Source organism: Ligilactobacillus sp. JN-6 (Y).1 (genome assembly GCF_058111525.1).
Genome location: NZ_CM176599.1, coordinates 719,957 through 746,220 on the forward strand (window position 1 = coordinate 719,957; position 26,264 = coordinate 746,220).

Genomic DNA, 26,264 nt, shown 5'->3' on the forward strand with positions numbered 1-26,264 from the left:
GATAAACAGATCTTATTGTCTTGTACAGCTCGACTATTTCTGACTTTTAATTAAGCTTCTGCAGCTTCTGCAGCAATTTTACGATCACGATGCATTAATTTTTTGATCCCGTTGCACATAAATGCTCCTACGAGTACACCAATTATGATCGAAAGACTGTAAAGTATAATGTTAGAAGAAAAAGGTGCGGCCATGAATGTTGATAATGCCGTTTTTTGAATCGTACCAAACATCGCATTAAGTCCGCTTGCCAAACAAGCACCAACCATACAACTTGGTATGACTGCAATTGGGTCTGCCACAGCATAAGGGATCGCACCTTCCGTAGTTGCAATGATCCCCATTACTAAAGCGGTAGTAGCACTCTCTTTTTCAGTTTCATTGTAATATTTCTTCCCCATAAATACAGCCAATGCCATGATCAATGGTGGAATTCCAATAGCTATGAAACACGCAGTACTTGTAGCGTATCCTCCAGAAGTATAAGCAGCCATACTAAAAGTATAAGCAACCTTGTTTATTGGACCACCCATGTCAGTTGCCATCATTCCACCAATGAGTACTGAAACAAGCACTTGGTTTGAACCACTAATGCTTGTCAACCAACCAGTTAACCCATCTTGCAGTGCCTTTACAGGGTCTCCAAATACATAATAGATGATCAAGCCACTTACAAGAACTGCCACCAAGGGAACTATAAAAATTGATTTCAAGGAAATCAGACTCATCGGCATTGGTATTTTCTTGACCCAGTAAACAACGTACCCAACTAAGACACCAACTACCATACCGCCTAAGAAACCCATACCTAATTTGTTAGAAACTAAACCAACAATAAAAGCAGGAGCCAATCCAGGTCTATCGGCAATTGAGTATGCTATATACGCAGCGATCATCACTGGAATAAAATTCAAACCTTGCTGACCGATCAACCTTAATATTCCCCAAATATTGCTTGTTTGATTCCAAACACCATTTCCACCGCCGACAACTGCTAACGAAACCAATAAACCGGAAGCAGAAACCAACGGGATCATATATGAAACACCGGTTTGAAAATGACCCACAAGATCTTTAAAGAATTGCTTTACACTATCCATTCAAACAAACCTCACTTTTTAAAAATTTTATTCCCCAATTGATTCATGGGCTTTTTCGATTGCTTTTTTACCGTCCTTAACAACTTCTGAAGTACCCATCTCCACAATAGTTTTCCCGTCAAAACGTTCCTTCTCACGAACAGATGTATCTACTGCTAAAATCACGGCATCCGCTTCGTCAATATCTTTTTGCTTAAGTTTATTTTCAAACCCCATCGCTCCTTGCGTTTCAACTTTGATCTTATCCCCATTTTTTTTAGCAAACTTTTTCAAATTTTGAGCGGCCATATACGTGTGTGCGACACCTGCGATACATGCTGATACTGCAACAAATTTGCTCATAATAAATTCCTCCTAATTGGTTTTAATTGTTTTAAAGATTTCTACTAGCTTTTTGGGATCATTTTCTGTCTTTATCTGTCTCACAAAGTCATCATCCATTAGACTTCCCGAAATATTTGCCAACATTTTTAAATGTTCTTTCCCTTCATCCTCGTTTTTAACGGCCATTAGAAAAATTATTGAAACTTGACTTCCATCCAGAGATTGCCATTCAATGGGTTTTACCGTTTTAGCAAAAACTAACGAAGCCGCACTCACAGAATCACTCTTACCATGTGGAATAGCGATGCCATTTCCAATTCCCGTGGTCGTTAAACTCTCACGGTACAAAACATCTTTTTGAAAAGCTTCGGCATCACTGACCGTGCCATTTTCTTCCATTACTTGTGCTAACTTCGCAATTGCATTTTCTTTTGAACTAGCATCTAATCCGATCACAATATTTTTTTCCGTAATAAAGTTGTTACTTTCACTCGACAACTCGCTCACTCCCTAACATTTTAATAACCTCGTCTTTTGTTGTCGCTCGTGATATCTTCTGTAAAAGTTGTTTATCCTCAAGCAGATCATTGAAATAACCATAAATGTCATCAATTGAATCCTTTATGGTCTGATCCATTGCCAAAAAAAATACAATATTGACTTTTCCTTGTGACCCCTCAATGCCTTGAGTGTTGATATACACAGAAATACAAGGTTGTTTTACAAAATCTACCGGTGCATGTGGCATTGCAACAAAATCGATTTGCGTACTTGCTAACTTTTCCCTTTTTATTGCTGCTTCGTATATCCCAGAAGAAGCATATCCTTCATTTTGTAATTGCTGACTTATACTTTTTATAGCTTGGTTTTTCGTACTTTGCCCAGGATCGATCGTTATCAATTCAGGATGGATCAAATTCATAAACGCGTTTTCGGTGCTGCCCGTCCCTTTATATTCATCTATTGCATACTGGATCTTGTCCTTAGACTTATTATCCAAAAACGGCGGGACTACGATCACTTTCTTACCAGACACATTGGCACCCACTGTACTGATTATTAAATCTTCTGATATATTTTGTTGTTTTAATTCAGAAACTGATATGATCCTTTTTACTGTTATTGAGTCTGAAAAATATTTATTGATCCTTTGCTCAAGCAATCTTGCAGTCCCAAGCCCTGTGCTACATGCAATAACAGCAGTTAATTTCTCATTCTTTCTTTCGTTATATGCTTCTACATGCAGGGCAATATAAGCTACTTCATCATCGTTAATGTGAACACTGAACTTTCTTTCGATTTGTATAGTTAAATCAATAGCCTTGTTATAAGCAAAAGGGAAAAATTTCTTCACATCCCTGGTATAAGGATTCTTAATGGTTAAACCTAAAGAAAATCTTCGCAGGGCTGGTATCAAATGAAGCGTTAAATTATCGATCAAAGTTTCATCATAATCATTCAAAGTATTCCGCAAAAAATTGCCGATCGCATTGTCGTTTTGTGAAGATTTCTTAGTTTCATCCACAAGATCCGAGCCATTTTGTTTCTCAGATGTTTCAGCTGCCAGTATATGGATGTTAATATACTGTTGTTCATCATACGGAATAGTCGTATTAAAATTGCATTCCAGTAAATCACAAAGAACCTTAGTATTATCAGAAAATCTCTGTTCAGCTAAGTATGCGTCACTCTTCAAGACTTCTCCTTTTTTGATCCTTTGAATTGCTATCACTAAATGCACTGCCAAAGATTGAAATTCAAAATCGTTTAACTTAACATTGCTTTTTTCCTGAAATTGATCTAGCGTATTTTCTACTTTTTCAAAAACCTTTTGATCAAAAAGGCATCGTAGTTCCGGCGGGACACTAACAGTTAGTCGGTTATCCTGCTCATTTTCTATCTGTTGATCGCCACCTCCCCAATAATTTTGTAACACTTCAGACATTAGTTGCCTCTTAACACTTTCCGGAGCCTTGATAAATAATCCATTGTGGTCACTTTCCAGCGCAGCACCCTTTTGTTCTATGAATCCTCTAATTTCTTTGAGATATTTTTCCAAGGTCGTACGGCTAACAAAATGCTCTTCGCATAATTCCTGTATCGTGATAGGTTGATCCAACGTAAGCAGATCAGAGATAAGTGATAACATAACTTTCTGTTCACTCTCTTGTTCAGCTAGCACCCCCCTACCATAAAAAGAAGTACGCAGTGCTGAGGTATCTCCTTCAAAATAAATTCCAACATTCCTCTTTCTGACCAAGCGAACCTGAAACTTTTTTACCTCTTCTGCAATATTGTTTAGATACTTATTAACTGTTTTTCTAGACTTTCCTGTGCTTTTTTCAATATCCTTGTAATGCGTTATTCCACTATCAAGGATCAATTGAACAGTCTGAATTTCGTATTTGTTAATAACGTCACCCTCTGTCTGAATACGATTACATGATAAGCTACTATCTGTTTTATGCATATACGCAAAAGTACAACAATATAAGTATACGTTTGCAAAAAGACCATCATTATACTGAAAACTCATGACGATAAACTTCTTGTATGTTTATTATCATGGCCCAAGTACATTTTCCGTCATCGCTCAGCAATTACCAAACCAAAAATTTATACTTAAATGATCGTTAAACGAAAATCCGAGTCTTAAACATCAACTTCAGTTTTGCTACAGTTTAAAATTAATCTGTTATACATAGGAAAACATAGAGCTACAATGTTTATATAAGAGGCGGTTTGTTACGAAAAATAAAAATGCAACTAATATCTTAGCGGATATTAACATCTTACTAGAAAGTCAGCTCACCGACGAAGAACGAGATATTTTTAACACTGCCAAATAACAATTAAAAAAGAAGAATATTTTCCTAAAATAACTGGTTCACTCAAAAGCCAACTGACTCCGCCAGGTACTAGGAGTATGCTTTCAGAGCATGGGAAGAAATTTTATCTGAAGTCATGCAGCAGCAAATACAGTAATAAAGCGGCGGGCCAAGGCCTTCTTCGCGGTCTGGGGTAATTCGTTTTGATCAATTAAGAACTCACTAGTCTAAAAACCTTATATGTAGAAAAGTCATGGAGGTAATTATTTGCCTACATGGCTTAATCACATTTTTAACCATAGTACACTCTCCTGCTCTTTCACAAAAATATTCACTTTCCTATAAAATGGATATATATTTTCACCCTCCAAATATGCTAAGATAGTATGTTTGATAAATTACAATAATTAGGGGTTTTTAGTTTGAATTCAAATAAAAAAACAAATAAGGGGATAGTTACTTTTGCTTTATTCATCGCTACTTTCTTAAGTGCAGTTGAAGGTACGATCGTCTCAACAGCTATGCCGACTATTGTCGGTGATCTTAAAGGGATCTCGATCATGAACTGGGTTTTTTCGATTTATCTATTAACGACCACTCTATCAACACCTGTATATGGCAAATTGGTTGATGAACTTGGTCGAAAACCAGTCTTTATTACTGGACTTTTAATTTTCTTAGTTGGCTCAATGCTAAGCGGCCTATCGACAAGTATGCCGCAACTAATTGCTTGGCGTGCCGTTCAAGGGATCGGTGCAGGGGCGATCTTGCCTATTTCAAATACGATCATCGCTGATATCTATCCGCCGGATAAACGTGCGCAAGTAATGGGCTTGAATAACTCAGCTTGGGGTATAGCTTCAGTTGCCGCACCACTTTTAGGTGGCTTGATAGTCGATAATTTAAGTTGGAAATGGGTCTTTTTCATCAATGTTCCTATTGGCTTGCTATCGATCGTCTTGACTTGGATAAACTTACGAGAAGACAAAAACTATGTTCACGGAAAATTGGACGTTTGGGGTATCATCTGGCTTTCATTAACGATCGGCGGGATCTTATACGGTGTGGAAGTTTTAAATAAAACTCACGTTAACGTTCCAACCGCAATTACCATTTTTGCTGTAGCAATTATCGGTCTAATACTCTTCATTCGGCAAGAAAAACGTGCCTCAGATCCAATCATCCTATTAGACTTGTTCAAAAAACGAACTTTTGTGATCCAAAATTTTGCTGTGGCAATGATGTCCATTTTTCTGATTGCTTTTGACGTATATGTTCCATCCTGGACGCAGGGTCTATTAGGCTTACCGGCCACTATCGCAGGCTTTGCCACGACCCCAAGTTCAATTCTGTGGATCTTTGGTTCATTTCTAGCCGGGATCTTCTTGGCAAAAATGACACCACGCAAAATTTTAATGTTAAGTATGGGGTTATTAGTTATCTCAGGTATCGTATTCGTATTTTTACCAGTGGATACTCCTTTCTACGCTTTCTTAATTATTGGGGTATTTCTAGGGACCGGCTTTGGTATTACGGTCACTAGTTCTACGATTATTTCTCAAAGTATCGTTGACCCACAAAATGTCGGAATGGCAACTTCCTTCAATACTTTAGTACGTACACTTTCTCAAAGTATTTCGATCTCTGTTTTTGGGATCGTCATGAACCGTTCTTTGATCCATGGAATCAATGCTCATCCAGACAAACATTTAACAGTCGATATGTTTAACAAAATGATCAATCCTCATACCGTTGACCAATTACCGGATAAACTTATCCCACTGATGCATCAGATCTACCACAGTGGTTTACAGAACATTTTCGGAATTGCAGTTGCCTGCATGGCTTTAGCATTTGCCTTCAACCTACTTAAACAAAAGAATTACCACATTGATAATCGCTGATAACGGGAATGATATAAATAAAAACAAGGGAGACAGAGATCAAAACTAAAAAATAGTGGTTCTTTTTGATAAATAAGATTAAAGCGCTGTTGCTAAGTTTTTCATATTATTTGGTGCAGACTTTATGGCTCCGTTGGGTTAGCTTCTTTTGTAATCCATTTAGCCTTGTCAGTTTACTTATCCAGGATAAAAACTTCTAAAGTAAAACGATAAGTTTAGGAAAGAAAAGGGTGTCTTTGGTATTCAATGGGAAGCATATCTACAATACATTGAGAGGCAGGCGATGACTCAATCTTCTGATCAACAAATAGAAGAAGAATTAATAGACTTTAAGAAAGAGTTGAATCAAAAAATACCCCTAACCATTAACAATTTAATTAGAATACTGGCATGATATAACTTAAAGGGATGCAAAGGAAATTAATCGGTTAAAATGTAACAAAAAGTGGCAGTAACTAAGACTACGAACCCTTTTACAGACAAGTCACGTTTTATAGAGGAGCCCACTTATGATGAGTATTAATATCATATTTGTCGGTTGGAACTTATTTGAAAGCTTAGAATGGATAAGCTCAACTGTTTTATTCTTGTAGGTTACTCTTATGTTATTTTGATTACGTATCTTTTTAGAACCATGCTGGATGGTTAATTCATTTTTATCAAAAGTGGGGGGTGTCCCTCATCGTTTTTGTAAGCACTCTCGTTATATCTCTTTCTTTGTAGAGTAAACTATTGCCCACTTACCGTTTAACGCAACTTTTTGATGGTGCTTATACGTCGCTGTTTCACCAATAATTAGTACGAGAACAATTATCATCGCCGTACTGATTATTTTTTACATGCTATATTCGAAAAAACCAACCAATTGACAAAAGCATTAAATTTTTGTTACGTTAAAGTTACAGGGGTGAGGGGGATTTATTATGAAAAATAGTATTAAATTAGCAACAGTTTTAGTAGCTACTTCTACATTAGTCGTTACAACTATTCCCACTGGGGTTGGAATGGCTGATGTAATGAGCAAGACTCCTACAATAGAACAGAAGGAAAATAATCAAGGGGATACCAAATTAACTCAGGAACAGATTAAAAAAATTGATCCATATGTGCATATTGTTAATAATAAGTTCGTTTTACAGGTTCCCCAAAATAGTGGGTTAACTAATAACGAAATATCTGCTGCGCAAAATATGATAGATGAAGTGAATAAAAAAGCAAAGCAAGACGGAATAACAATTGAAAATGAATCTATGACACGAAAAGGTCGAAAGCATCTTTATGAAGGTGCTAATGGTTACTTATACAAATATAAAAAAGGACATTATCATTATGTAGTTACCAAAGGCTCAATGGAAGCAGTTACGGGTGTAATGGCTCATGGTTGGGCACAGGCTGCTGGCGGTGGCTGGGTAAACGGAACTAATAAACCTAATAACAGTAATAAATAGAAGGTGAGGTTATGAGAAGAAAAGACGAGGCGGCAAACGATATTCTGCAGGATATCGATCTTTTATTGCAAGACTCTATTACGGAAAATGAACGTACGATTTTAATTTTTGCTAAGCAGAAATTAGAAAAGAAAGAGTATTTTCCAAAGGTAATTGGAGGACTTAAGGGAGATTTAACGCCTTTAGCAACTGGTGGTAAACTTTCACCTAATGTAAGTAAGTTTTATTTAAAAATATTGAATGGAAAATTTAGTGATAAAGGACTTGGTCGTGGGTTATTTGCAGTATGGGGTAATTCATTTTAAACGGTTATATGGTTGTTTATAGGAGCTAACTCCGAAAAAGTATTTAATTAATAAAAGAGCAGAAATAATCGGTTCTAAAAATAAAAACTGTGGTGCAATGAAAAATCTCATTGCACCACAGTTTTTATTGTCATGTCTAAACTTTTTTCTGAAAGTTTCTAGTTTTATCCTCGTCTTATTTTTACGTAGGAAATACCACTGGCCTTGAAGATTGAGACTAAATTGTCCAAGTTTCAAACGCGAAATTCTACCCTGTCATTATGCTCTTGAACACAATCTATATACTAAAGTATTCGTTAGAGAATTGTCTCATCCACTATAGTGCTATTTTTTTGTTCAATTACTTCTTATCGAAAAAGAGCGCTTTCTATCATGACTATTTTAGACTGTATAGTTACAATTTAGTCTAATATAAACTTAGTAGCAAAAAAAGTATTCAATGATAAGCTTGGGCCCTAAAAGTAAAGTCAACACCAGGTGACGTTAGCGCCCCTCATGCACCACTTCACTTGTTTTTATGAGACACTTTTTTTCATATTTATTGACTAATATTCTAATTTCCACATATAACGACGAGTAGACAATGCATGCCCACGTGCATCTGCTAGCTCTTGAATGTAAACTCGGCAGGCAGCATTCAACACTGCAGGGTTAAAGTATTCTGCAACATTCGGATCCACAGTGTTCGAAATTCCAAAATCTTTTCCATCTATTACTGTAACCTTTGCTCCAAAACGATATAGAAAATCAAGGACTCTGGCATCCAAATGACGTGTACTTCCATCGCTCATAAATAATATAAATGGAACGTTTTTATCAGTTATTTCTAAAGCACCGTGGAAAAACTCACCAGAATGAATGCAAGCAGAATTGATCCATTGGCCTTCAAGCAATGAACAAAGAGTCGTTTCATACACAACATCAAACGTCGGACCACTACCAAGTGCATATATCATTGAATCATCTTTGTATTTTTCTGCAAATTGTACTGCTGGTAATTTAGAAGCTTTAACTGCCATTCCAATTAAATCCGGCAGCTTATCAAAACCATCCATCATCTTTTCATAATATTCATACCCATCAACCTGCTGCACAATTTCAACAGCCAGACGTAAATTTAATATTTGTTTTTCCAACTTACCAATAGGTGAATCGTCCAAACTATGAACAATCTTGTAATCAGCCGGTTGCATTAATTCAGAATCTATATCCTTAGAAAATGCGATGACAGTTGCCCCTAATTTTTTGGCTATCTTTGTCGCTTCTACTGATTCAGGTGTTGTCCCACTTAAGGAAGCCGTTACAACAACAGAATTTTTCCCAATATCGATTGGTGTATCATAATTAAATTCATTTGCAGTTAGATGTCCACACTTAATGTTTGAATTGTGCAATATAAAATAATATCCTGGATACAGATCGCCTTTTGAGGCACCACACCCAATAAAGTACATATTTTTAATGCTACCATTTTTCTGTAGAATATCTTTAACTATCTTTTCAATTTTCATAATAAAACCTTCGCCCTTTCTATTTTAGAATTCCTAACACACTTAATACTAATCCAAGTGTTATTGCAATAATTAAGATTTTCGTTGTACTAACTTTCCTCTTAATCAGCCAAAACATAAACATTGTCATCAAAAAAGGAATCAATTGAGGCATAATTTTGTCTAATACATCTTGAAGTACCAATTTTTTACCATACGTAATAGGTGTGGTAAGCCCAATTAAGGAGGCAACCATACCACCAACAACCATTAATCCTACAATACTAGTTATATATAAAAACTTATCCATTACTTTTCCGCTAGATAACTTGTCTATAAATTTATCACCTAACCTATAGCCCAGCTTACCTCCGTAGTACGTAATTAATATGGATGGAACAAGCGAAATTACAATAGCTAATATTGGCCCTAAAACAGAACCTTGTTTAGCTAAAGACATACCTAAACCAAAAGCTATAACACGTAATGTACCTTGGAAAAAGGAATCACCAACACCCGCAAGCGGGCCCATTAAACTTGTTTTTATATTAGTAATAGCTGTTGGTAAGCGACTATTACGAGTACGATAATACTCCTCTTCCATCGAAGCAGTAATTCCCATAACAAAGGGTATTAGTTGAGGCGTACAATTAAATAATTGATTGTGCCGTCTATAAGCGGCCTTCTTATCTTCTAATTCCTCTGGCTTTCGATATAAAGAATTAATTATTGGTGCCATTCCGTTCATATAACCAAGATTCATTTGTCGTTCATAGTTCCAGTTCATTTGAATAGTCCACGATGTCCAGAAAAAATGCCAATACTTTTTGAAATTTGAATCCTTGCTCATAATTTCGTTTCCTCCTCACTCATCATCTGGCAAAGCTAGTTCATCCTCGTCATCTTCGTCATCGTTTGTCGAATGTCCCGACGTATCGTCATTATGAAAACGAATATCCGATAAAATAATAGCAACAATTACTGCTAAAATAGCCAAACCGATGATATCTAATTTTGTATAAGCAACTATAAAGAACCCTGCCATCATAAAGACCCAATTTTTTTTGTCCATCATCATATTTAATAACATTGCAAACCCAAAAGCAGGTAACACCTTCCCAATTACCGAAAGACCTGCAGTTAACCACTTAGGTATAGAACTTACAATTGCGCTTACAGTGCTCGATCCAAAATAAACTGCAGAAAAACTTAAAACAAAATATATGAGAACAAAAGACGTCAAGCCAGTGAAAAATGGAACCCAACGAGCTTTTTTAAATTCGGCTTTGTCAATGTAATCATCTGCTTTATGAGAGAGGCCAGAAAATAAGGTTTGTAATACTACTCCCATCATTTGCCCTAAAATTGCAATTGGCATTGCGATTGTCAAAGCAGTTTCTGGTGATGTTTTTGTTAAAATTGTCAACGAACTAGCAATTACACCTCCCAAAACCATGTCTGGCATGCCGGAGGCTCCGACCGCTACAAAGCCTAACGCTATTGCTTCTAAAGTTACTCCAACTTTCAATCCTACAGCTACATTTCCTAAAACTAAACCAACTAAAGTTGAAGTAATCAGCGGTTGCTCAAAATTTGATCTACCAAAAGCGATTGCGTCTAATCTTCCCAAAATAGCTACTAAACCTATTAAAATAGATTCCCATAACATTCTTCCTTCGACCTCCCTCAAAACGATTCGTTAAGCTCAGTTAGTTTTGCATTTGGTACCTGTTGAGAATATAATCTGATACCGGAATTAACTAATTTTCTAGAAAAATCAACATCTTGCTCAGTAAGATATACTGTTTTGTCATATTTTGTTGAATTATTTTTTTTAGGAATATTTCCCAAATTTATTTCTTCCACTTTTTCTGGAAACTCTCGAATAAATGCATAACATTCCGGTACATTCCCAAAAATAAGTGCAACATTTTCTTTTAGTTTGCTAATCTTGTTCTTTCTCTTTAATGCTTCTTCAACAGAAAAAATATTCAGTTTTGTATTGGTAGGCTTGCTCATCATTAAAGTCTTTTTAGTAATCTCATCGTTATACGCGTTGTCATCGATAATGACAATTCTCCCAATATTATAACTATTTAACCAAGAAACTATGACTTGTCCATGCAATAAACGATAATCAATTCTGATCAATTTAATCATTTTCATTACTCCTTAACAAATTTTACAAATAACGTATAGATAGTTAGATGATATCTACAACAACAAACTCCCATAATTTTCAATATGATTAGCTAAATATATTATTAGATACTCTTTATATTAATAAAAAGACAATAACATAAAATAACGTTTTATCTGCTAAATAAACTGACGAGTTTCTAATGAATACACGAGTTCAAAAACAACCCTAGATTATCTATTTAGTCTATATAACTGAAAAAATGAATGTTTTTAAGCAATTACTTAGAAACCGTACCATTAACGCTAGTAATCCGTGATATATGTTCATATATCATAAAGCAACTCTTCTTTTGCGTTATAGATTATACGTCCTTATCTAATCTCGTATAATCTATCATCAATTATAGTGAAAGCGCTTTTAAAAATCAAGACATTGTTATTATATTCACAATTTTTGATAGCGATAATAAATCAGTTACGAATTAATGAAATCATTTCACTTGCAATTGTTTGAATAGTAATGATAATGTATTTATTATAGGTTTTGTGAAACATGTTTTGGAAAAGCAAACAATATTGCCGCTGGGTGTGGACATGCCGCTATTTTTTCGTGCACTTAACAACGCTCAATATAACTAATAATTGTCAGGCTTGTGAAACAGACAAGTATTGTAGTTTTTAAACAGGTTCATTATTATTACCAAATATTTCAGCTAAGTTATTGTTTGAATTCGAAACGTTTCACTTTTAGCGATTTTCCTGAAACTAAAAACTTCTAAAATCAATAATACACATCTCCATTTGTTTTATCTCCGCTAGATTTTACGCACTCAATTTTTTGAAAGGGGTTTTTTATATGATATGGTTAATTATTCTAGCTGTGGTTGTTATTTTGCTTATCTGGGGGATCATTACTTATAACAAATTTATTAGGTTCCAAGAAAATATTAGTAACGCTATGAGCCAGATCTCGGCTCAGATCGAAAGTCGTTGGGATGCTTTGAGCAATCTCATCACCGCTACTAAAAATTATCAAACATACGAAAGCAAAACTTTAACAAAAATCATTGAAGATCGCTCTAGTGTATCTCGTGATGCTTCCGTAAAAGATGTCGATCAAGATGACCGGCAGTTCAATAATGCTCTGGGGGTGATCAGCGCACTTGCTGAACAATATCCGGATCTAAAAGCAAGTAATGTTTATCTACAAACAATGACTTCTGTTGACAAATATGAAAATCAAGTTCGTGAATCAAGAATGATTTATAACGATACCGTTACTCGCTTCAATCGGACTATCAAAACATTCCCAAATTCACTTCTAGCGAATCCTTTTGGTTTCAAAGAACATAATTACTTCGAAAACACTAAAAGTAAACAGGAGATGCCGCAATGGTCAAAATAAAAATAATTTCAAAACGGCAGGGACTGCTCATCGCTTTTCTTGTCGGTATATTTTGTGTTTTAGCAAATAATGATCAGGTTCGGGCTGATCAAACTGTCAACCACATGGAAATTTCTGTTAATTTGGACAAAAAAGGAACAGCTTTTATTTCTGAAAGATGGAATGTTTCCGCAGATGAGGGTAGTGAGATATATAAAACTCTTAAGTTGGAAGGACCACAAAAATTAAGCAATTACTCGGTTTCAATGGACGGAAAACCAATGAAAAAAACTTCTAACTGGGATCCGGATGCATCTAAAAAAGCAAAAGCCGGTCGCTATGGACAAAATGGCGATGAATTGAATTGGGGGATCACCAAGTATGGCACTCATAGCTACGCCATCAAATACGCGATCTCAAATTTTGTCGAACAGACTAAGACTAAACAAATGATCAATTGGACATTTCTAGAGGATGACGTTGAGATCTCACCTCAAGATATTGCCATTAGGATCGAAGATCAAAATCACACATTCAGTAAGGCTAATGGCTATGGTATTTGGGGATTCGGTTTTGACGGAGAGACCCAATTTAATGATCAGGGAAAAATTGATGTCAAAAATAACAAATCGCTAAACGATGATAATTATGTCAAAATTTTAATGGAGATCCCTAAAGGAACATACAAAACGCCCTACCACTTAAACAGAACATTTGATAGTGTAGTTAAAGATGCGTTTAAGGGTAGTGATTTCAATTACCAGGACTACAAATCTGGCAAAAACATAAAAAATTACCGTTTGAACCGAATAATTTGGATCGTAGTCGGTTTGTGTGCAGTCTTAGGTTTCTTAATAGTCATTTGGTTTGTCCTTGGAGTAAGAAACTATTCACGTTATTATCCACGAATAAAAAAATTGCAGAAACAAAATAAAGGACAATATTTCCGGAATATCACTGCAGATAATATTTTTGAACTATACTTCATACTCTTGTTGTTCCCTGGCAGTCGAGAACAAAAGAACAACGACCTTCTAACCGCGGGGCTCCTTCAGTTAGTTAAAAATGGGAACGTCAAGCAAGAATCTGTTAAAGGAAAAAAATCAGCCAAACAAAAGTCACAATTTGTTCTATTAAAAGAACCAGAAGAAGATGCACCTGATCCACTTAAATCACTATACACAGTTCTATACCAAGTTGAAAAAGGTAACGTGGTAGCGGAATCTGACTTATCTAAATATCTGGGACGTAGTGAGAATTGGCGAGAATTGATACAAGATTTCTTTGATTACAGTTATGACTATTGTATGGAATATGGTTTGGTCCAGAAAAGTGAAGATGCTTTGAAAACACGTGATAAGCACAAGCGTAAAGCATTCCGTTGGGCCAAATGGTTATTGATAGCTGACTATCAAATAACTGACGAAGGGATGAAGATCCGGACACAGCTAGCACAGTTGAAAAATTATTTAGAAGAATTCTCTCTCTTAAATGAAAGAAACATCAAAGAAGTCAGCCTCTGGGACGACTATATGTTAGCAGCTGCAGCTCTTGGAATCCTGGACAAGGTTGAAAAACAACTAAACAAAGTCTACCCTGAGTATGCAAAAGAAAGTGTTTATTATAGTACTAGTGATCATCCATTTACACATGTTTCTACTTTCAGTAGTCATGTAAGCTATTCTTCTTCTGGTTCTGGCGGTTCATCCAGTTCCGGCGGTGGTGGCAGCACTGGTGGTAGTTCCGGTGGCGGTGGTTTCCGCTGATCAATTAAAAATAATGAGACTAAAGCTCTCTGGAAACGGAGGGCTTTTCCTTTGGCCTTATTTAAAAAAACTCCTGGTTGGTTCGATCAGAGTAGAAACTCTGACCTAAATTAAATTGATGGGTTATGGGCTCAATTAGCTGCAATTAGCTGTTTTTCGGACTTAAATAGTTGCAATGTTGGCCAATTACCCACTTTTCGGACCCAAATACCCTTGATGTTGAGCCAATTAGCAGACTTTCGGACCCAAATACCCTCGACGTTGGGCCGATTAGCAGACTTTCGGACCAAAGTGGCCCCGATGTTGGGCCAATTAGCAGACTTTCGGACCCAAATACCCTTGATGTTGGGCCAATCAATCATATAACCACAGCTTTAGGTGTTTTGCTACAAGCCGATTTCTTTAATTTACCACGAAGCAAACAAATTGAGCAAAAACGACCCAATAAAAAAGCTGCAGAAGTTAAAAACTTTCTACGGCTTTCTCATTAATAATGGCTAATTTACCCTTAGTCCATTATTTATTTTTACTAAAGGATCAACTAATTGTTTTTCAGATCCTCGATCGAGTTAATATCCTTCATATACTTCGGAACAGCTAAACCGATCCGAGCACCCTTCAAGTTTGTCCGGACATAATCATACTGTCCTTTATATTTCTGAGCAAAGGCCTTCTGAGTGTTTGGCAGCTCGGCAGTGACCGTAGCGTCAGCCTTATCTGAAACAATAGCTTGCCACATAACTTCAACATCCAGTTGCTGGATCGTTACATCGTAGTTTTTCTTCTTCAGCAGTTGTTCAACAACATTAGAAGCGGCAATTTCATAGTCATACGGCATATAAACTAACTTGATCTTCTTACCTTTGCCGTCAGGAACACCTTTCAGCATTTCATTAACTCTCTTAGGATTATCCTTCATATACTTCTGTGCGGCTTTTGTAGTATCCATACCCTCATGAATATTCATCATGACAGGTTCAGCCTCTTTTTCCAGGTCCCAATGGAAATTTTGTAACAACTTATAAGCACCAGGGTTATCTTTCTTCAAACCTTTACGTGCAATAGTTGCTTCGTGTTCGCCCTTACCAAACACGTTCTTTGGATCTTTCAACCACTTAATTGGGTATTCAGAAAACATCCAATGTGGCTGATAAGCTGTAACAACTACTGGTTCCTTGTACTTAATAGCTTTATCCAACGTAGACGTCATAGCGGCAGTCGAACTAGGCATAAGCTGCCAGTTGGCTTTCTTCAACCCATACTTGTTCAAAGCCGTTGTTGCGTTACCCATTTCACCAGCGGAAGCATCGATCCCAGTGATCGTATAATTAAGTTGTTCGCCTAAATCTTTACTTTGATCGTAAGCAGCTGGTTTTGCTCCACACGCACCTAAAATAAGAGTCAATCCTAAAACCGCAATACTGCTAAGCAGTAAAGTAAACTTGCGTTTCAAAAAATTTCCCCCTTTTAATGTGATGGTTTAGTAATAGATTGAGTGATCCGGTCCAAGATGATAGCGACGATAACCACGGCGATACCAGAAGCGAAACCTGCACCAGCATCGTTACGTCCAACAGCGAAGTAAACCTGTGTACCTAAACCAAGAGCACCGATCATAGATGCAATAACGACCATTGAAAGTCCCAGCATCATAGTCTGGTTAACACCGGACATGATCGTGGTCTTGGCCATTGGTAACTGCAGGCCGATCAATTTTTGCCAGCTAGTCGAACCAAAGGAATCGGCAGCTTCGATCAGATCTTCCGGAACTTGACGGATACCAAGGTTAGTCATCCGTACTGTTGGCGGCATAGCGAAGATCACGGAAGCAAATACACCTGGGACCATCCCGATTCCGAAGAACGCAACGGCTGGGATCAAGTAAACGAAGGCTGGCAGAGTCTGCATGAAGTCCAGAATCGGTTTGATCACAACTTCTGCTTTCGAACTCTTAGCCATCCAGATCCCAAGAGGGACCCCGATAATGATCGCGATCACACTGGAAGATAATACCAGTGTTAAGGTCTGCGTCATGTCACGCCAGTAACCTAAGTTCCAGATCAACAGTAGGCCTAGGACTTCAAAGACCATAAAGCCGACTTTCTTTTGACCACGCTTGACCCAGTATGTTAAACCTAAAATCACCAAAATGAACAACCATTCAGGCAAGAGATCAAAGACCCATTGTATCCCGTCAATGATCGCTTGGAAGAAGGCCGTAATACTATTGAAAAAACCTGTAAACTGACTGATCCAATCAACACCCGAGTTGATCCAGTCAGCCAAAGGTAATGAACTGATTTTATCCATTAAGCGCTCACCTCTTCACCAGAAATTGCTGCCAAGACAGTCCCACGTAAGATGATCCCTAAGAGATGATCATCGTCATCAACTACGATATAAGGAATTGGCGTCTTCGAAATATCGTTGATCAGATCGTTGATCGGTGTATCAACGTGGGTCTTCGGAACATCAGTCTTCAACACCGACTTCAGATCCTTGCTACCCTTTTTGACCAATTCAGACACATCGTCCGCATCCGCGAAACCAACGAACTTGTTTTCATTATCCACAACATAGATCGAGGAAATATCATTATCCCGCATCCGCCGTAAAGCAACCCGTGGGCCGGCTTTAGCGATATTAACTACATGGGCCTTAGCCATCACGCTGCCTGCGGTAAGCACTTGTGTCCGGTCAACACCTTCAATAAAGCGCTCAACGTAGTCATTTGCTGGGTGTGTCAAAATATCTTCAGGTTCACCGATCTGTTCAACATTACCATCACGCATGATCATGATCCGATCACCCAATTTGAGAGCTTCGTTCAAATCATGGCCGATAAAGATAATGGTTTTGTGCATTCTTTCTTGGATCTGCAACAAAAGATCTTGCATTTCCTTCCGGTATAACGGATCCAAAGCGGAAAAGGCTTCGTCCATAAGTAAGATCTCTGCGTCATTAGCCAATGCACGTGCTAAACCAACACGTTGTTGCATACCACCAGATAACTGATCAGGATATTGTTGATCATAACCATTCAAACCAACAAGTTCCAAAGCATCCTTAGCCTTTTTCTCTTGTGTTTCTTGGTCGATCTTTTTAAGTGCTAACCCGTACTCTGCATTTTTCAAAACTGTCAAGTGTGGGAACAAGGCAAAGTTCTGGAACACCATTCCTATCTTGTCTTGACGTAATTTACGTAAGTCCTCTTTTGACAACTGCATAACTTTTTGGCCATCAATTTCGACATCTCCATCAGTCGAATTGATCAAACGATTGACCATACGGATGATAGTAGACTTACCACTACCAGAAAGTCCCATGATCACAAATATTTCGCCATCATTAACAGTAAAGCTTGCTTGGTTGACCCCAACTGTGCAACCTGTTTGAGCAAGGATCTCTTTTTTACTTTTACCATCGCTCAACAATTTTTTTGCTTGGGGGATTTGTTTACCAAAAATCTTAGTTAAATTAGAAACTTTAACTTTTTCTGTCATTCTGTTTTACTCCTCCCTTTTTAAACGTACCCAACCATTATTTCAAACAACCACCCTATAAGTCAAATTATCCACTCCAAAACCAACAGAAAATAATTATTGTACTAATTGTTTTTGGTTAATATTTTGAAGCTTATTTCAGATAGTGAAAAATTACAATGACTAATATAATAGTAACTGTAAACGATTATTAATTTCAAAGGATTAGCTTAAAAGCTATATACTAAATTTCTATATTGAATTTTTTTAATTTTATAAATTTGGCAAAATATTTGACAGGATCGGCTGTTTAAAGGTTCATTTTTTTGCCTTTGTTACCTAAAAAACAGTATACTTAGTTACACAAACCACAAATGAATGCTGACATATTAACGTCTAACAAACATAGGAGGAATAGAGATATGCATTGGATATGGGTTTTGATCGTTGGAGCCGTAATTGGTGCCATTGCTGGTGGGATCACCAGCCAAGGAAAATCAATGGGCTGTGCCGCAAATATCGTAGCTGGCTTAGTTGGTTCTTCTCTGGGACAAGCACTTCTGGGAGACTGGGGTCCTCAAGTTGCTGGGATGGCAATAATCCCTTCGATAATCGGAGCAGTGATCGTTGTATGGATAGTTGCATTTATAATTTCGAAAAGTAATTGAATAATTATCTCTCACAAAAAAGACTTCGCTTTTATCGATAGAAGCGAAGTCTTTCTTTTTATTCACTTTAAAGAAGAAATTATTTTTCTGCCTCCAAGTTTGCTTGTTCTTGAGCCAACAACTTCCGGTCGTAGATCCGTGCAAATGGATAATAAACCAGTCCAGCAGCAATCACATCGACGATTGCCAGAATAACTGATCTCCAGTCACCACCGGTGCCCAAGAAGGCCCCAATACCAAGTGGGGATGGCCATGGCATCTGTGCAATAATTTGACTTGTAATACCCAATTTAATGGACCAGTATGTCAATGATGCGGTCACAACTGGGGCCAACATGAATGGAATGGATAGATATGGGTTATAGACAATTGGTGCACCGAAGATGATCGGTTCATTAATGTTAAAGATAGCTGGTGCAATTGCAGCACGACCTAAAGTCTTCAACTGAGCTGACTTAGCCATAAAGGCCATGAAGATCACTAGGCCTAAAGTAGCACCTGAACCTCCAATAATAACAAACATATTATTAAATTCGCCGGCAAAAACCATATGTGCCCCGTGTGCATTCAAAGTCAAGTTATTCAAAGTGATCGGCGTGATAAAGGCACCAATAATATTGGCACCGTGAATACCCAAGACCCACAGCAGTGAGATCAGCAATTCAATAACAACGATCCCAAGCCAACTATTAGTCAAATTAGTAACAAAACTAAATGGCATAGCAATAACGTTATAAATGTCAGTGTTAAAACCAATTAAGATCCCATCGATCAGCAAAACAACAAAAGAAACAATAAATGTCGGGACCAAAGCAGTAAAGGCATTTGAAACTCCAGTAGGTACTTGTTCCGGCATTCTGATGGTCAAGTTTTTCTGAACAATAATTTGATAGATCTTAACCGCTAGTAAAGCCATGATAATACCAGTAAAGATACCACCAGTACCCAAGCGGTCCAATCCACCAGCACCTGATCTCCAGCCGTTGATAACTGTTTCTGTTTTATTAGTCACATTTACTAATGAAAAGATACCGCCTTTAATGGCTAATTCTGGAATTGTCATAAAGAACGCAAAAACGGATAACAAAGCACCGTTAACTGGGTCGAGATTTAACTTCTCCTCATCTCTAATAATTCTCGTGTATTCATAACCAATAACGATCGTAAAGTACAGGGCTAAAATACCCATCGTCGTTTGGTTGGCGATCATATACAAATCAGTGATCTTAACAAATGTAGCATTGAAGAAACCAGTCAAACCTTTAAAAACTGTCGGTAAAATATTTAAAACCAAGAACATAGAACCCACGATCGTAAATGGAATACTTGCTAGTCCAGCTGCCATAATAGCCCGAACGATCCGAGTTGAAGCAATTTTCCCCATTGGGGCCATGAGTTTATCGTTTAAAAATTTCATGAATTTATTATCTTCACCCATAATATTTTTTCTCCTTTGTTTAACGTCAATTTTGAATGACGCTTATTTAAAGACTGGAAACACAGAGAACTATGATTGCGGTTACATTTGTTTTGTTATAAAAAAGAATACTTTGTTCATGCCCAACCTTGACTCAAATTCACCCAAACCTAAACAACGATATCTTTCTGTGATCATCCGGTCCAAAAAAATTAAAAACGCCATAAATGTGCGACACGAATACCTTGGTCTGCCCTCCTTCACTCATATTAAAGCGCTTTAATTCCTTCATATACATTATAATATGTTGGTACCATTTTTACAAGTGCCTTTAAATTTTTCGTGCTTTTTTATAATTTTACAGCAACCTGTACTTTGAATCCTAAAAAAATAGATCGTTGTTTTCTTCATACCAACGATCTATTCTTTCTTCTCTTTATTTATTTGTTGATCGCATCGTCATAGTCACGCATTGTTTTCAAATAACGATCACGATCATTTTCAATCAAGTGGACACGTCTTTCCATATACAAACATAAGAGTATGCCTAAAAGCAGCAAAGTAATGATCAGTACCTTTCCTTTGGGGGACATAAACGGATAAAAGTCTGTAAAGAAAGGGGTCATACAAACTATCAACAAACCTAAGTTAATGATTATTTGTAGCCAGAAATAAAATTTGGAGCAGCGTAATTTGTTAGAACTATCATGCAACTTTTTAAAGTGTTCCCACACAACTGGCAAGACTGCAACTATCAACAACAAAGGCAATAATAGAGTGATCTGCCGTGCATGTATCAGTAATATAAACCAGTATAAATTCAAGAAAAAGAAAAACGCAGCAACATATCTAAATAACAAAAAACGATTGAAGGACATAGTTTCTTTACTTTGTTTTTTTCGCTGTTCTTCTATTTTTTTTAAATCTTGTCTTTTATTTTTAGCCATGTTCTACCCCAACTTTTTTTATCCTGATATTTTAATTTTGTCGCGCTTAGTTTTCCAGATCCGCACCATTTGTCTTGATCACCCTTTGGTACCAATAGAATGAATCTTTTCTTGACCGTGCCAAAGTTCCGTTACCATCATCATCTTTGTCAACGTAAATAAATCCATAACGTTTTGACATTTGACCAGTACTTGCTGAAACTAAGTCGATGCAGCCCCAAGGAGTATATCCCATCAAATCTACACCATCAAGTGTGACTGCTTTTTTGGCTTCTTCCAAATGTTTGCGCAAATAATCCACTCGATATGGATCATGAATGCTGCCATCTTCTTCAACCTGATCGACTGCACCCAAGCCATTTTCCACAATAAATAATGGCAAATGATAACGATCAGTCAGGTCGTTCAGCCCATAGCGCAAACCAACAGGATCGATCGACCAGCCCCAGTCGCTTGTTTCCAAATGCGGATTTTCACTTATAACATCGTCAGGAGCTACCAAGTTATCAGCAGTCTCTTTCTTCGAACTCACCGCCATCGATTGGTAATAACTGAAACCAACATAGTCAACTGTTCCTTCCTCTAGAACGACTTGATCTTCAGCCGTAATATCTGGACGATAACCTTTCCGTTCAACATAAGCTTCAATACCTTTGGGATATTCACCCCAAACTTGGACGTCCGAAAACCAAAAGCGTCGTTGATTGACCTTTTGCGCCAGTAAGATGTCTTCTGGATCTGAAGAAGCAGGATAAGCTGGCGTATAGTTGATCATTGTCCCGATTTTAAAGTCAGAGTTGATCTTCTTACCTTCTTTTACAGCCAGAGCGCTGGCAACTAACTCATAATGAGCAGCCTGATACATTTCTGCTTCATTATTACTATCGTCATCCAAGAGTAAACCGGAGTTTGTGGCCATTGCGAAATCATTATTGAATGCTGCCTGGTTGTCAATTTCGTTAAAAGTCATCCAATATTTGACCTGGTCTTTATAGCGTTTAAAACAAGTTGTCGCAAAACGTAAGAAAAAATCGATCGTTTCCCGACTGCCAAAGCCATTATATTTCTTAACTAAATGCCATGGCATTTCAAAGTGAGCCAAAGTCACAACTGGTTCGATCCCGTATTTATGGCATTCTGCAAAAAGATCGTCATAAAACTTAAGCCCTTCTTCGTTTGGCTCTGTTTCATCGCCATTCGGGAAGATCCGAGTCCAGGCGATCGATATCCTAAAACATTTAAAGCCCATTTCAGCAAATAAGGCGACATCTTCCTTGTAATGTCCATAAAAGTCAATGGCATCATGGTTAGGGTAATTTTTGCCCGGTAAAACGCCATCGGTTATCTCACGCGGAACACCATTTTCTCCAGCGGTCATCACGTCAGCTACAGAGACGCCTTTGCCTCCTTCTTGCCAACCGCCCTCTAATTGGTGAGCAGCCACAGCACCACCCCATAAGAAGCCTTCTGGAAATGAATTTTCAACCATCACTCAACACTCCTTTATCCTATTAAAGTCATTATAAAGCGCTTTCCATAGAAATTATAACTTATTGGTACAACTTCGTCAATAAAGGATGTTTTATCTAACCTTTTTAGCCTTATAATTTATAATTACCTGTTTTTTTACAAAAAAAGACCATGCAATAGCATGCATGATCCTAATAATGAGTATCAACTCGATAATCAAACTAATTTCAACAAATTTTCGATCAATTTTTGGTTATCTGTTAACAGCTTCTGGTAATCTTCGTTACTGAAATCTCCAATACCTTGGATACACTGAGCCAACTTTTGCTCGATCTGTGGTTTTAATGCTTCTCCATCTTCTGTCAAACTCACGACTAGCTGTCTTTTATCTTCTGGTGGGCGCACACGTGTGATCCATCCTGCGCTCTCAAGCCGACGTAATAAGGGTGTCAGTGTATTACTTGCAAGATGCAGAGTTTGTCCCAGATCATGCAAGTTACGTTCATTTTTTTCCCATAATGCTAACATAACCAAATATTGCGGATAAGTTAAACGATATTCATCTAAAATTTGCTGGTAAAATTTTGCAAAAAGACGATTAGCGTTATAAACCGAAAAGCACAGCTGATTTGCCAGTTCCATATCTTGTTTTGCCAAAGTTAATCGTCTCCTTTCATATTTGATAGTATTCGTGCTTTTCAAATAAAGCGTACACGACTTATCTTTAATATACCATATATTGGCTAGATTCGCTGCTCTAGTTGCCTGGGCATAAAAAATCGTCTCCTTGTTTTGATCTTCAGGATATTCAGCTCCGCTAAAGCGAAGAAATTTTATTCAAAAGCCGATCAATACTCCTAGGTATATAACTGTTGGTAACCGCTTATATTTGTTATTATAAAAGCTAACACAGAACAGTCAAAAAAGGAGTGACTACAATGACACGTGATAAAAACAAAAAAATGAAAACAAGTATGTTTACAGGTATGATCGTCCTTGTTTTAGGTATAATTTTGTGCTTAGGCAGCCTACTTTTTAATTGGGTTACGTCGAATGACGGTAACGGCGCAAATATCGGGGCTGGAATTTTATTTTTGGTCAGTGTCGTTGTCATTTTTTGTGGGCTGATCACCTGTTTTATTAGCGCTTTTATAAAACGCTAGACACACAAAAGTATTGTAACTTTATTTGACGTACGCTAAAAAAGCCCTCTTAATATAGTAGATACAAAAGTAATCGACGTCTATATCTACTATAAGAGGGGCATATTCATTTTTTAACAAATTTTCCTATTCAACTCTAAGACTGAACTAACTTCCCTTATTATTCTGACTTATTTGCTTTTTTAATAAAAGTTTCGATTTGTTCCGGTGTGATACCAGTCATCTCAGCTGAACGTAATGGAATATTTTCGAATAATTCTCTGTTCGAATCGCTCTCAAGCAAGTGGGTCAATTTCTGGCCCACTTCTGTATTAGCAATTACATCTTTCAAATCAGCACGATGTAAAACTTCACCGATATAAGTGTCTCTTGTCACAGCAGAAACTGCTTCTGGATAACCGTGAATCTCAATTTCTTGCGCTAGACGAATATCGCGTGAGGATGACCCAATTTGAACAAAGTAACTACCATTATCTACCTGCCAAGTTTGAGTGTCTGCGTTATACCATGAAAAAGCATTCTCATCCAACGAAAGCTGAACGGTTTTACTTTCATTTGCCTCTAAATGTATTTTTTCAAACTGCTTCAATTCTTTAGCGGCCTTTTCGATCCGGCTAGTTCTGTTAGAAACATAGACTTGAATGACTTCACTCCCGGCAACATCCCCACTATTTCGAATCTTAACGGAGAGATCAAAACCATTGTCTTTTTCTTTGATATCTAGACCCTCATAAGAAAAAGTCGTATAACTCAAGCCATGTCCAAATGGGAAAAGCGGAGCGATTTTTTTCTTGTCATAGTAGCGATAGCCAACAAAAAGGCCCTCATGGTAATTTTCTTCAGTCGGGTCAGCATTAAAGGTCAATGCCGTTGGCGTATCTTCCAACCGTTCAGGGAAAGTTTCTGCCAATTTACCGGAAGGATCGACCTTGCCACTCAAAACATCCCAGGTAGCTTCCCCAACAGTCTCTCCTGCCAAATAAGTTTCCAAAACACCCTTAACATGCTCGATCCACGGCATAGTAACTGCTGAACCGTTTTGCAAAACTACGACCACGTTTTGATTTACTTGGCTGATAGCTTCAATCAACTCATTTTGATTGTCAGGTAAGGCAATTTGTTCCTTGTCAAAGCCTTCTGATTCAAATTCTTCGGGATAGCCGGCAAAAATGACTACCTTATCCGCCGATTTGGCAGCTGTCACCGCTTGATCAATCAACGGGTCGTCAAGAGTTTGATCGATGTGATAGCCTTTTTCAAACTGATATTTTGCATGATCCCCTTCAATACTATCTAATGGTGTAGATACATGATAAGCATTGATATGAGAACTGCCACCTCCTTGAAAACGCGGATCGCTTGCTAGTTCACCCACCACCAGAATGTTATCATTTTCTTGAATAGGCAATATCTTGTCATCATTTTTCAACAAGACCATACTATCAGCAGCTAACCGCCGCGCAAAATCATGCTGTTCTTGTTTATCATAAGATGTCTTTGCCCCAACCTTGGCCGTCAATTTGTCTACAAGCTGCAACACTCGCAAAACAGACCTGTCTAAATATTTTTCATCCAACTGTCCATTATTGACAGCGTCGATAATAGTTTGCTTAGAGATCTCTCCTTTACCTGGCATTTCTACGTCAAGCCCCGCCTGAATGGAAGCCACCTGATCTGCAACAGCTCCCCAATCGGACATAACAATTCCGTCAAACCCCCATTCTTGGCGCAAAATATCAGTTAATAACCGTGGATTTTGTGCATTCAAAGTGCCATTTAAAGGGTTATAGGAACACATTATCGTATAAGGTGCTGCCTTTTTAACGATCGTTTCAAAAGCACGCAAGTAGATCTCACGTAATGGACGTTCCTTTATATTGGAAGAAGCAGTAAAGCGCTGATTTTCTCGGTTGTTAGCAGCGAAATGTTTGACACTGACACCGACATTCTTACTCTGAACTCCCTGAACATAGGCAGTACCCAACTCTCAAGCCAAATATGGGTCTTCAGAAAAATACTCAAAATTACGGCCACCTAAGGGACTGCGCTTAATATTAACCCCGGGGCCCAATAATACGGAAACTCCTTCAAAACGAGCCGCATCACCTAGATGTTCTCCAAGTTCACGCAGTGCAGAACGGTCAAAAGAGCTAGCCATCAGATTTTCGGCAGGAAAACCTATCGCCTCCACACTCTCATTAAGACCCAAGGCATCACTATCGCCAGCTTGCTTTCTTACACCTGCTGGACCATCAGTTAAGTTAACTGATGGGATATCCAAGCGATCAATAGGCTCTGTATACCAATAATCTTTCCCTGAAACCAGTGATGCTTTCTCATCTAGAGTCAGTTCGTTTAACAACTCTTTTGGACTTCTATTCATTTTATCCATTCCCCTCACTTACGAAGTTACAATTATACCCTAC

22 protein-coding genes and 1 pseudogene are annotated in these 26,264 nt (G+C 37.6%); 7 read left to right on the forward strand and 16 right to left on the reverse strand.

The window, feature by feature from the left end; all coding sequences use genetic code 11:
• Positions 1-50: 50 nt before the first annotated feature.
• The 4 genes from AC3XNE_RS03470 to AC3XNE_RS03485 are packed head-to-tail and all read right to left on the reverse strand — an operon-like array spanning position 51 to position 3,960.
• The gene (locus AC3XNE_RS03470) at positions 51-1,100 is read right to left on the reverse strand and encodes a PTS fructose transporter subunit IIC (protein WP_489832903.1); all 1,050 of its coding nucleotides are present in this window, start codon (positions 1,098-1,100) and stop codon (positions 51-53) included.
• A 27-nt stretch (positions 1,101-1,127) separates the two neighbouring features.
• A complete protein-coding gene (locus AC3XNE_RS03475) occupies positions 1,128-1,442 on the reverse strand; it encodes a PTS fructose transporter subunit IIB (RefSeq protein ID WP_489832905.1) in 315 nt (104 codons plus the stop codon).
• Positions 1,443-1,454: 12 nt separating this feature from the next.
• Entirely contained in the window at positions 1,455-1,922 is a 468-nt protein-coding gene (locus tag AC3XNE_RS03480; protein ID WP_489832907.1) for a PTS sugar transporter subunit IIA, read from the reverse strand.
• Positions 1,912-3,960 carry a BglG family transcription antiterminator gene (locus AC3XNE_RS03485; RefSeq protein WP_489832909.1) on the reverse strand — a complete coding sequence of 683 codons (2,049 nt, stop codon included), beginning with the start codon at positions 3,958-3,960 and terminating at the stop codon, positions 1,912-1,914. Before AC3XNE_RS03485 ends, AC3XNE_RS03480 begins: the two co-directional genes overlap by 11 nt.
• A gap of 714 nt (positions 3,961-4,674) precedes the next feature.
• On the opposite strand from AC3XNE_RS03485, the gene AC3XNE_RS03490 reads away from it, so the two are divergent.
• The 3 genes from AC3XNE_RS03490 (at position 4,675) to AC3XNE_RS03500 (ending at position 7,909) form a co-directional block, all read left to right on the forward strand.
• A complete protein-coding gene (locus AC3XNE_RS03490) occupies positions 4,675-6,156 on the forward strand; it encodes an MDR family MFS transporter (RefSeq protein WP_489832911.1) in 1,482 nt (493 codons plus the stop codon).
• A gap of 923 nt (positions 6,157-7,079) precedes the next feature.
• Entirely contained in the window at positions 7,080-7,604 is a 525-nt protein-coding gene (locus tag AC3XNE_RS03495) for a garvicin Q family class II bacteriocin (protein ID WP_489832913.1), read from the forward strand.
• An 11-nt stretch (positions 7,605-7,615) separates the two neighbouring features.
• Positions 7,616-7,909: a bacteriocin immunity family protein gene (locus tag AC3XNE_RS03500; protein ID WP_489832915.1), complete on the forward strand. Its 294-nt coding sequence runs from the start codon at positions 7,616-7,618 to the stop codon at positions 7,907-7,909.
• A gap of 545 nt (positions 7,910-8,454) precedes the next feature.
• Here the strand turns inward: AC3XNE_RS03500 and AC3XNE_RS03505 are convergent.
• The 4 genes from AC3XNE_RS03505 to AC3XNE_RS03520 are packed head-to-tail and all read right to left on the reverse strand — an operon-like array spanning position 8,455 to position 11,559.
• Entirely contained in the window at positions 8,455-9,420 is a 966-nt protein-coding gene (locus tag AC3XNE_RS03505; RefSeq protein WP_489832916.1) for an SIS domain-containing protein, read from the reverse strand.
• A gap of 19 nt (positions 9,421-9,439) precedes the next feature.
• Positions 9,440-10,249 (reverse strand): PTS system mannose/fructose/sorbose family transporter subunit IID, encoded by an 810-nt coding sequence (locus tag AC3XNE_RS03510; protein ID WP_489832917.1) that lies wholly within the window; start codon positions 10,247-10,249, stop codon positions 9,440-9,442.
• A gap of 15 nt (positions 10,250-10,264) precedes the next feature.
• Positions 10,265-11,068 (reverse strand): PTS mannose/fructose/sorbose/N-acetylgalactosamine transporter subunit IIC, encoded by an 804-nt coding sequence (locus AC3XNE_RS03515; protein ID WP_489832919.1) that lies wholly within the window; start codon positions 11,066-11,068, stop codon positions 10,265-10,267.
• 17 nt (positions 11,069-11,085) lie between these two features.
• The gene (locus AC3XNE_RS03520) at positions 11,086-11,559 is read right to left on the reverse strand and encodes a PTS sugar transporter subunit IIB (RefSeq protein ID WP_489832920.1); all 474 of its coding nucleotides are present in this window, start codon (positions 11,557-11,559) and stop codon (positions 11,086-11,088) included.
• A gap of 838 nt (positions 11,560-12,397) precedes the next feature.
• Here AC3XNE_RS03520 and AC3XNE_RS03525 point away from each other — a divergent pair.
• Both AC3XNE_RS03525 and AC3XNE_RS03530 read left to right on the forward strand, forming a co-directional pair.
• Positions 12,398-12,946 (forward strand): LemA family protein, encoded by a 549-nt coding sequence (locus tag AC3XNE_RS03525; RefSeq protein WP_489832921.1) that lies wholly within the window; start codon positions 12,398-12,400, stop codon positions 12,944-12,946.
• Positions 12,934-14,691, forward strand: coding sequence for a DUF2207 family protein (locus AC3XNE_RS03530; protein ID WP_489832923.1), 1,758 nt, complete (start codon positions 12,934-12,936; stop codon positions 14,689-14,691). The genes AC3XNE_RS03525 and AC3XNE_RS03530 overlap by 13 nt, the downstream gene beginning before the upstream one ends.
• A 541-nt stretch (positions 14,692-15,232) precedes the next feature.
• On the opposite strand, the gene AC3XNE_RS03535 is transcribed toward AC3XNE_RS03530, so the two are convergent.
• From AC3XNE_RS03535 to AC3XNE_RS03545, 3 genes are read right to left on the reverse strand one after another with little or no spacing between them, the layout of a single operon-like run.
• Entirely contained in the window at positions 15,233-16,144 is a 912-nt protein-coding gene (locus AC3XNE_RS03535) for a glycine betaine ABC transporter substrate-binding protein (protein ID WP_489832924.1), read from the reverse strand.
• Between the two features lie 14 nt (positions 16,145-16,158).
• Complete coding sequence (locus AC3XNE_RS03540) at positions 16,159-17,001, reverse strand: ABC transporter permease (RefSeq protein ID WP_489832925.1); 843 nt, start codon at positions 16,999-17,001, stop codon at positions 16,159-16,161.
• On the reverse strand, positions 17,001-18,194 hold the full coding sequence (locus tag AC3XNE_RS03545; protein WP_489832926.1) for a quaternary amine ABC transporter ATP-binding protein: 1,194 nt from the start codon (positions 18,192-18,194) through the stop codon (positions 17,001-17,003). Before AC3XNE_RS03545 ends, AC3XNE_RS03540 begins: the two co-directional genes overlap by 1 nt.
• Positions 18,195-18,595: 401 nt before the next feature.
• Between AC3XNE_RS03545 and AC3XNE_RS03550 the strand changes: the two genes are divergently transcribed.
• Positions 18,596-18,841 (forward strand): GlsB/YeaQ/YmgE family stress response membrane protein, encoded by a 246-nt coding sequence (locus AC3XNE_RS03550; RefSeq protein WP_489832927.1) that lies wholly within the window; start codon positions 18,596-18,598, stop codon positions 18,839-18,841.
• A gap of 79 nt (positions 18,842-18,920) precedes the next feature.
• On the opposite strand, the gene celB is transcribed toward AC3XNE_RS03550, so the two are convergent.
• The 4 genes from celB to AC3XNE_RS03570 form a co-directional block, all read right to left on the reverse strand.
• On the reverse strand, positions 18,921-20,279 hold the full coding sequence (celB, locus tag AC3XNE_RS03555) for a PTS cellobiose transporter subunit IIC (RefSeq protein WP_489832929.1): 1,359 nt from the start codon (positions 20,277-20,279) through the stop codon (positions 18,921-18,923).
• Positions 20,280-20,698: 419 nt separating this feature from the next.
• Entirely contained in the window at positions 20,699-21,205 is a 507-nt protein-coding gene (locus AC3XNE_RS03560; RefSeq protein WP_489832930.1) for a hypothetical protein, read from the reverse strand.
• Positions 21,206-21,251: 46 nt separating this feature from the next.
• The gene (locus AC3XNE_RS03565; RefSeq protein WP_489832932.1) at positions 21,252-22,694 is read right to left on the reverse strand and encodes a 6-phospho-beta-glucosidase; all 1,443 of its coding nucleotides are present in this window, start codon (positions 22,692-22,694) and stop codon (positions 21,252-21,254) included.
• Positions 22,695-22,891: 197 nt separating this feature from the next.
• Positions 22,892-23,332 (reverse strand): MarR family winged helix-turn-helix transcriptional regulator, encoded by a 441-nt coding sequence (locus AC3XNE_RS03570; protein WP_489832933.1) that lies wholly within the window; start codon positions 23,330-23,332, stop codon positions 22,892-22,894.
• Positions 23,333-23,613: 281 nt separating this feature from the next.
• Between AC3XNE_RS03570 and AC3XNE_RS03575 the strand changes: the two genes are divergently transcribed.
• Complete coding sequence (locus AC3XNE_RS03575; RefSeq protein WP_489832935.1) at positions 23,614-23,838, forward strand: hypothetical protein; 225 nt, start codon at positions 23,614-23,616, stop codon at positions 23,836-23,838.
• A gap of 160 nt (positions 23,839-23,998) precedes the next feature.
• Here the strand turns inward: AC3XNE_RS03575 and AC3XNE_RS03580 are convergent.
• Positions 23,999-26,221, reverse strand: a pseudogene (locus AC3XNE_RS03580) (glycoside hydrolase family 3 C-terminal domain-containing protein).
• Between the last annotated feature and the right edge of the window lie 43 nt (positions 26,222-26,264).

Bases quoted from the DNA above. Each gene is read 5' to 3' on its own strand.
- AC3XNE_RS03470 (WP_489832903.1), bottom strand. From the start codon at position 1,100: ATGGATAGTGTAAAGCAATTCTTTAAAGATCTTGTGGGTCATTTTCAA.
- AC3XNE_RS03475 (WP_489832905.1), bottom strand. From the start codon at position 1,442: ATGAGCAAATTTGTTGCAGTATCAGCATGTATCGCAGGTGTCGCACAC.
- AC3XNE_RS03485 (WP_489832909.1), bottom strand. From the start codon at position 3,960: ATGAGTTTTCAGTATAATGATGGTCTTTTTGCAAACGTATACTTATAT.
- AC3XNE_RS03495 (WP_489832913.1), top strand. From the start codon at position 7,080: ATGAAAAATAGTATTAAATTAGCAACAGTTTTAGTAGCTACTTCTACA.
- AC3XNE_RS03500 (WP_489832915.1), top strand. From the start codon at position 7,616: ATGAGAAGAAAAGACGAGGCGGCAAACGATATTCTGCAGGATATCGAT.
- AC3XNE_RS03505 (WP_489832916.1), bottom strand. From the start codon at position 9,420: ATGAAAATTGAAAAGATAGTTAAAGATATTCTACAGAAAAATGGTAGC.
- AC3XNE_RS03510 (WP_489832917.1), bottom strand. From the start codon at position 10,249: ATGAGCAAGGATTCAAATTTCAAAAAGTATTGGCATTTTTTCTGGACA.
- AC3XNE_RS03515 (WP_489832919.1), bottom strand. From the start codon at position 11,068: ATGTTATGGGAATCTATTTTAATAGGTTTAGTAGCTATTTTGGGAAGA.
- AC3XNE_RS03520 (WP_489832920.1), bottom strand. From the start codon at position 11,559: ATGATTAAATTGATCAGAATTGATTATCGTTTATTGCATGGACAAGTC.
- AC3XNE_RS03525 (WP_489832921.1), top strand. From the start codon at position 12,398: ATGATATGGTTAATTATTCTAGCTGTGGTTGTTATTTTGCTTATCTGG.
- AC3XNE_RS03530 (WP_489832923.1), top strand. From the start codon at position 12,934: ATGGTCAAAATAAAAATAATTTCAAAACGGCAGGGACTGCTCATCGCT.
- AC3XNE_RS03540 (WP_489832925.1), bottom strand. From the start codon at position 17,001: ATGGATAAAATCAGTTCATTACCTTTGGCTGACTGGATCAACTCGGGT.
- AC3XNE_RS03545 (WP_489832926.1), bottom strand. From the start codon at position 18,194: ATGACAGAAAAAGTTAAAGTTTCTAATTTAACTAAGATTTTTGGTAAA.
- AC3XNE_RS03550 (WP_489832927.1), top strand. From the start codon at position 18,596: ATGCATTGGATATGGGTTTTGATCGTTGGAGCCGTAATTGGTGCCATT.
- celB (WP_489832929.1), bottom strand. From the start codon at position 20,279: ATGGGTGAAGATAATAAATTCATGAAATTTTTAAACGATAAACTCATG.
- AC3XNE_RS03560 (WP_489832930.1), bottom strand. From the start codon at position 21,205: ATGGCTAAAAATAAAAGACAAGATTTAAAAAAAATAGAAGAACAGCGA.
- AC3XNE_RS03565 (WP_489832932.1), bottom strand. From the start codon at position 22,694: ATGGTTGAAAATTCATTTCCAGAAGGCTTCTTATGGGGTGGTGCTGTG.
- AC3XNE_RS03575 (WP_489832935.1), top strand. From the start codon at position 23,614: ATGACACGTGATAAAAACAAAAAAATGAAAACAAGTATGTTTACAGGT.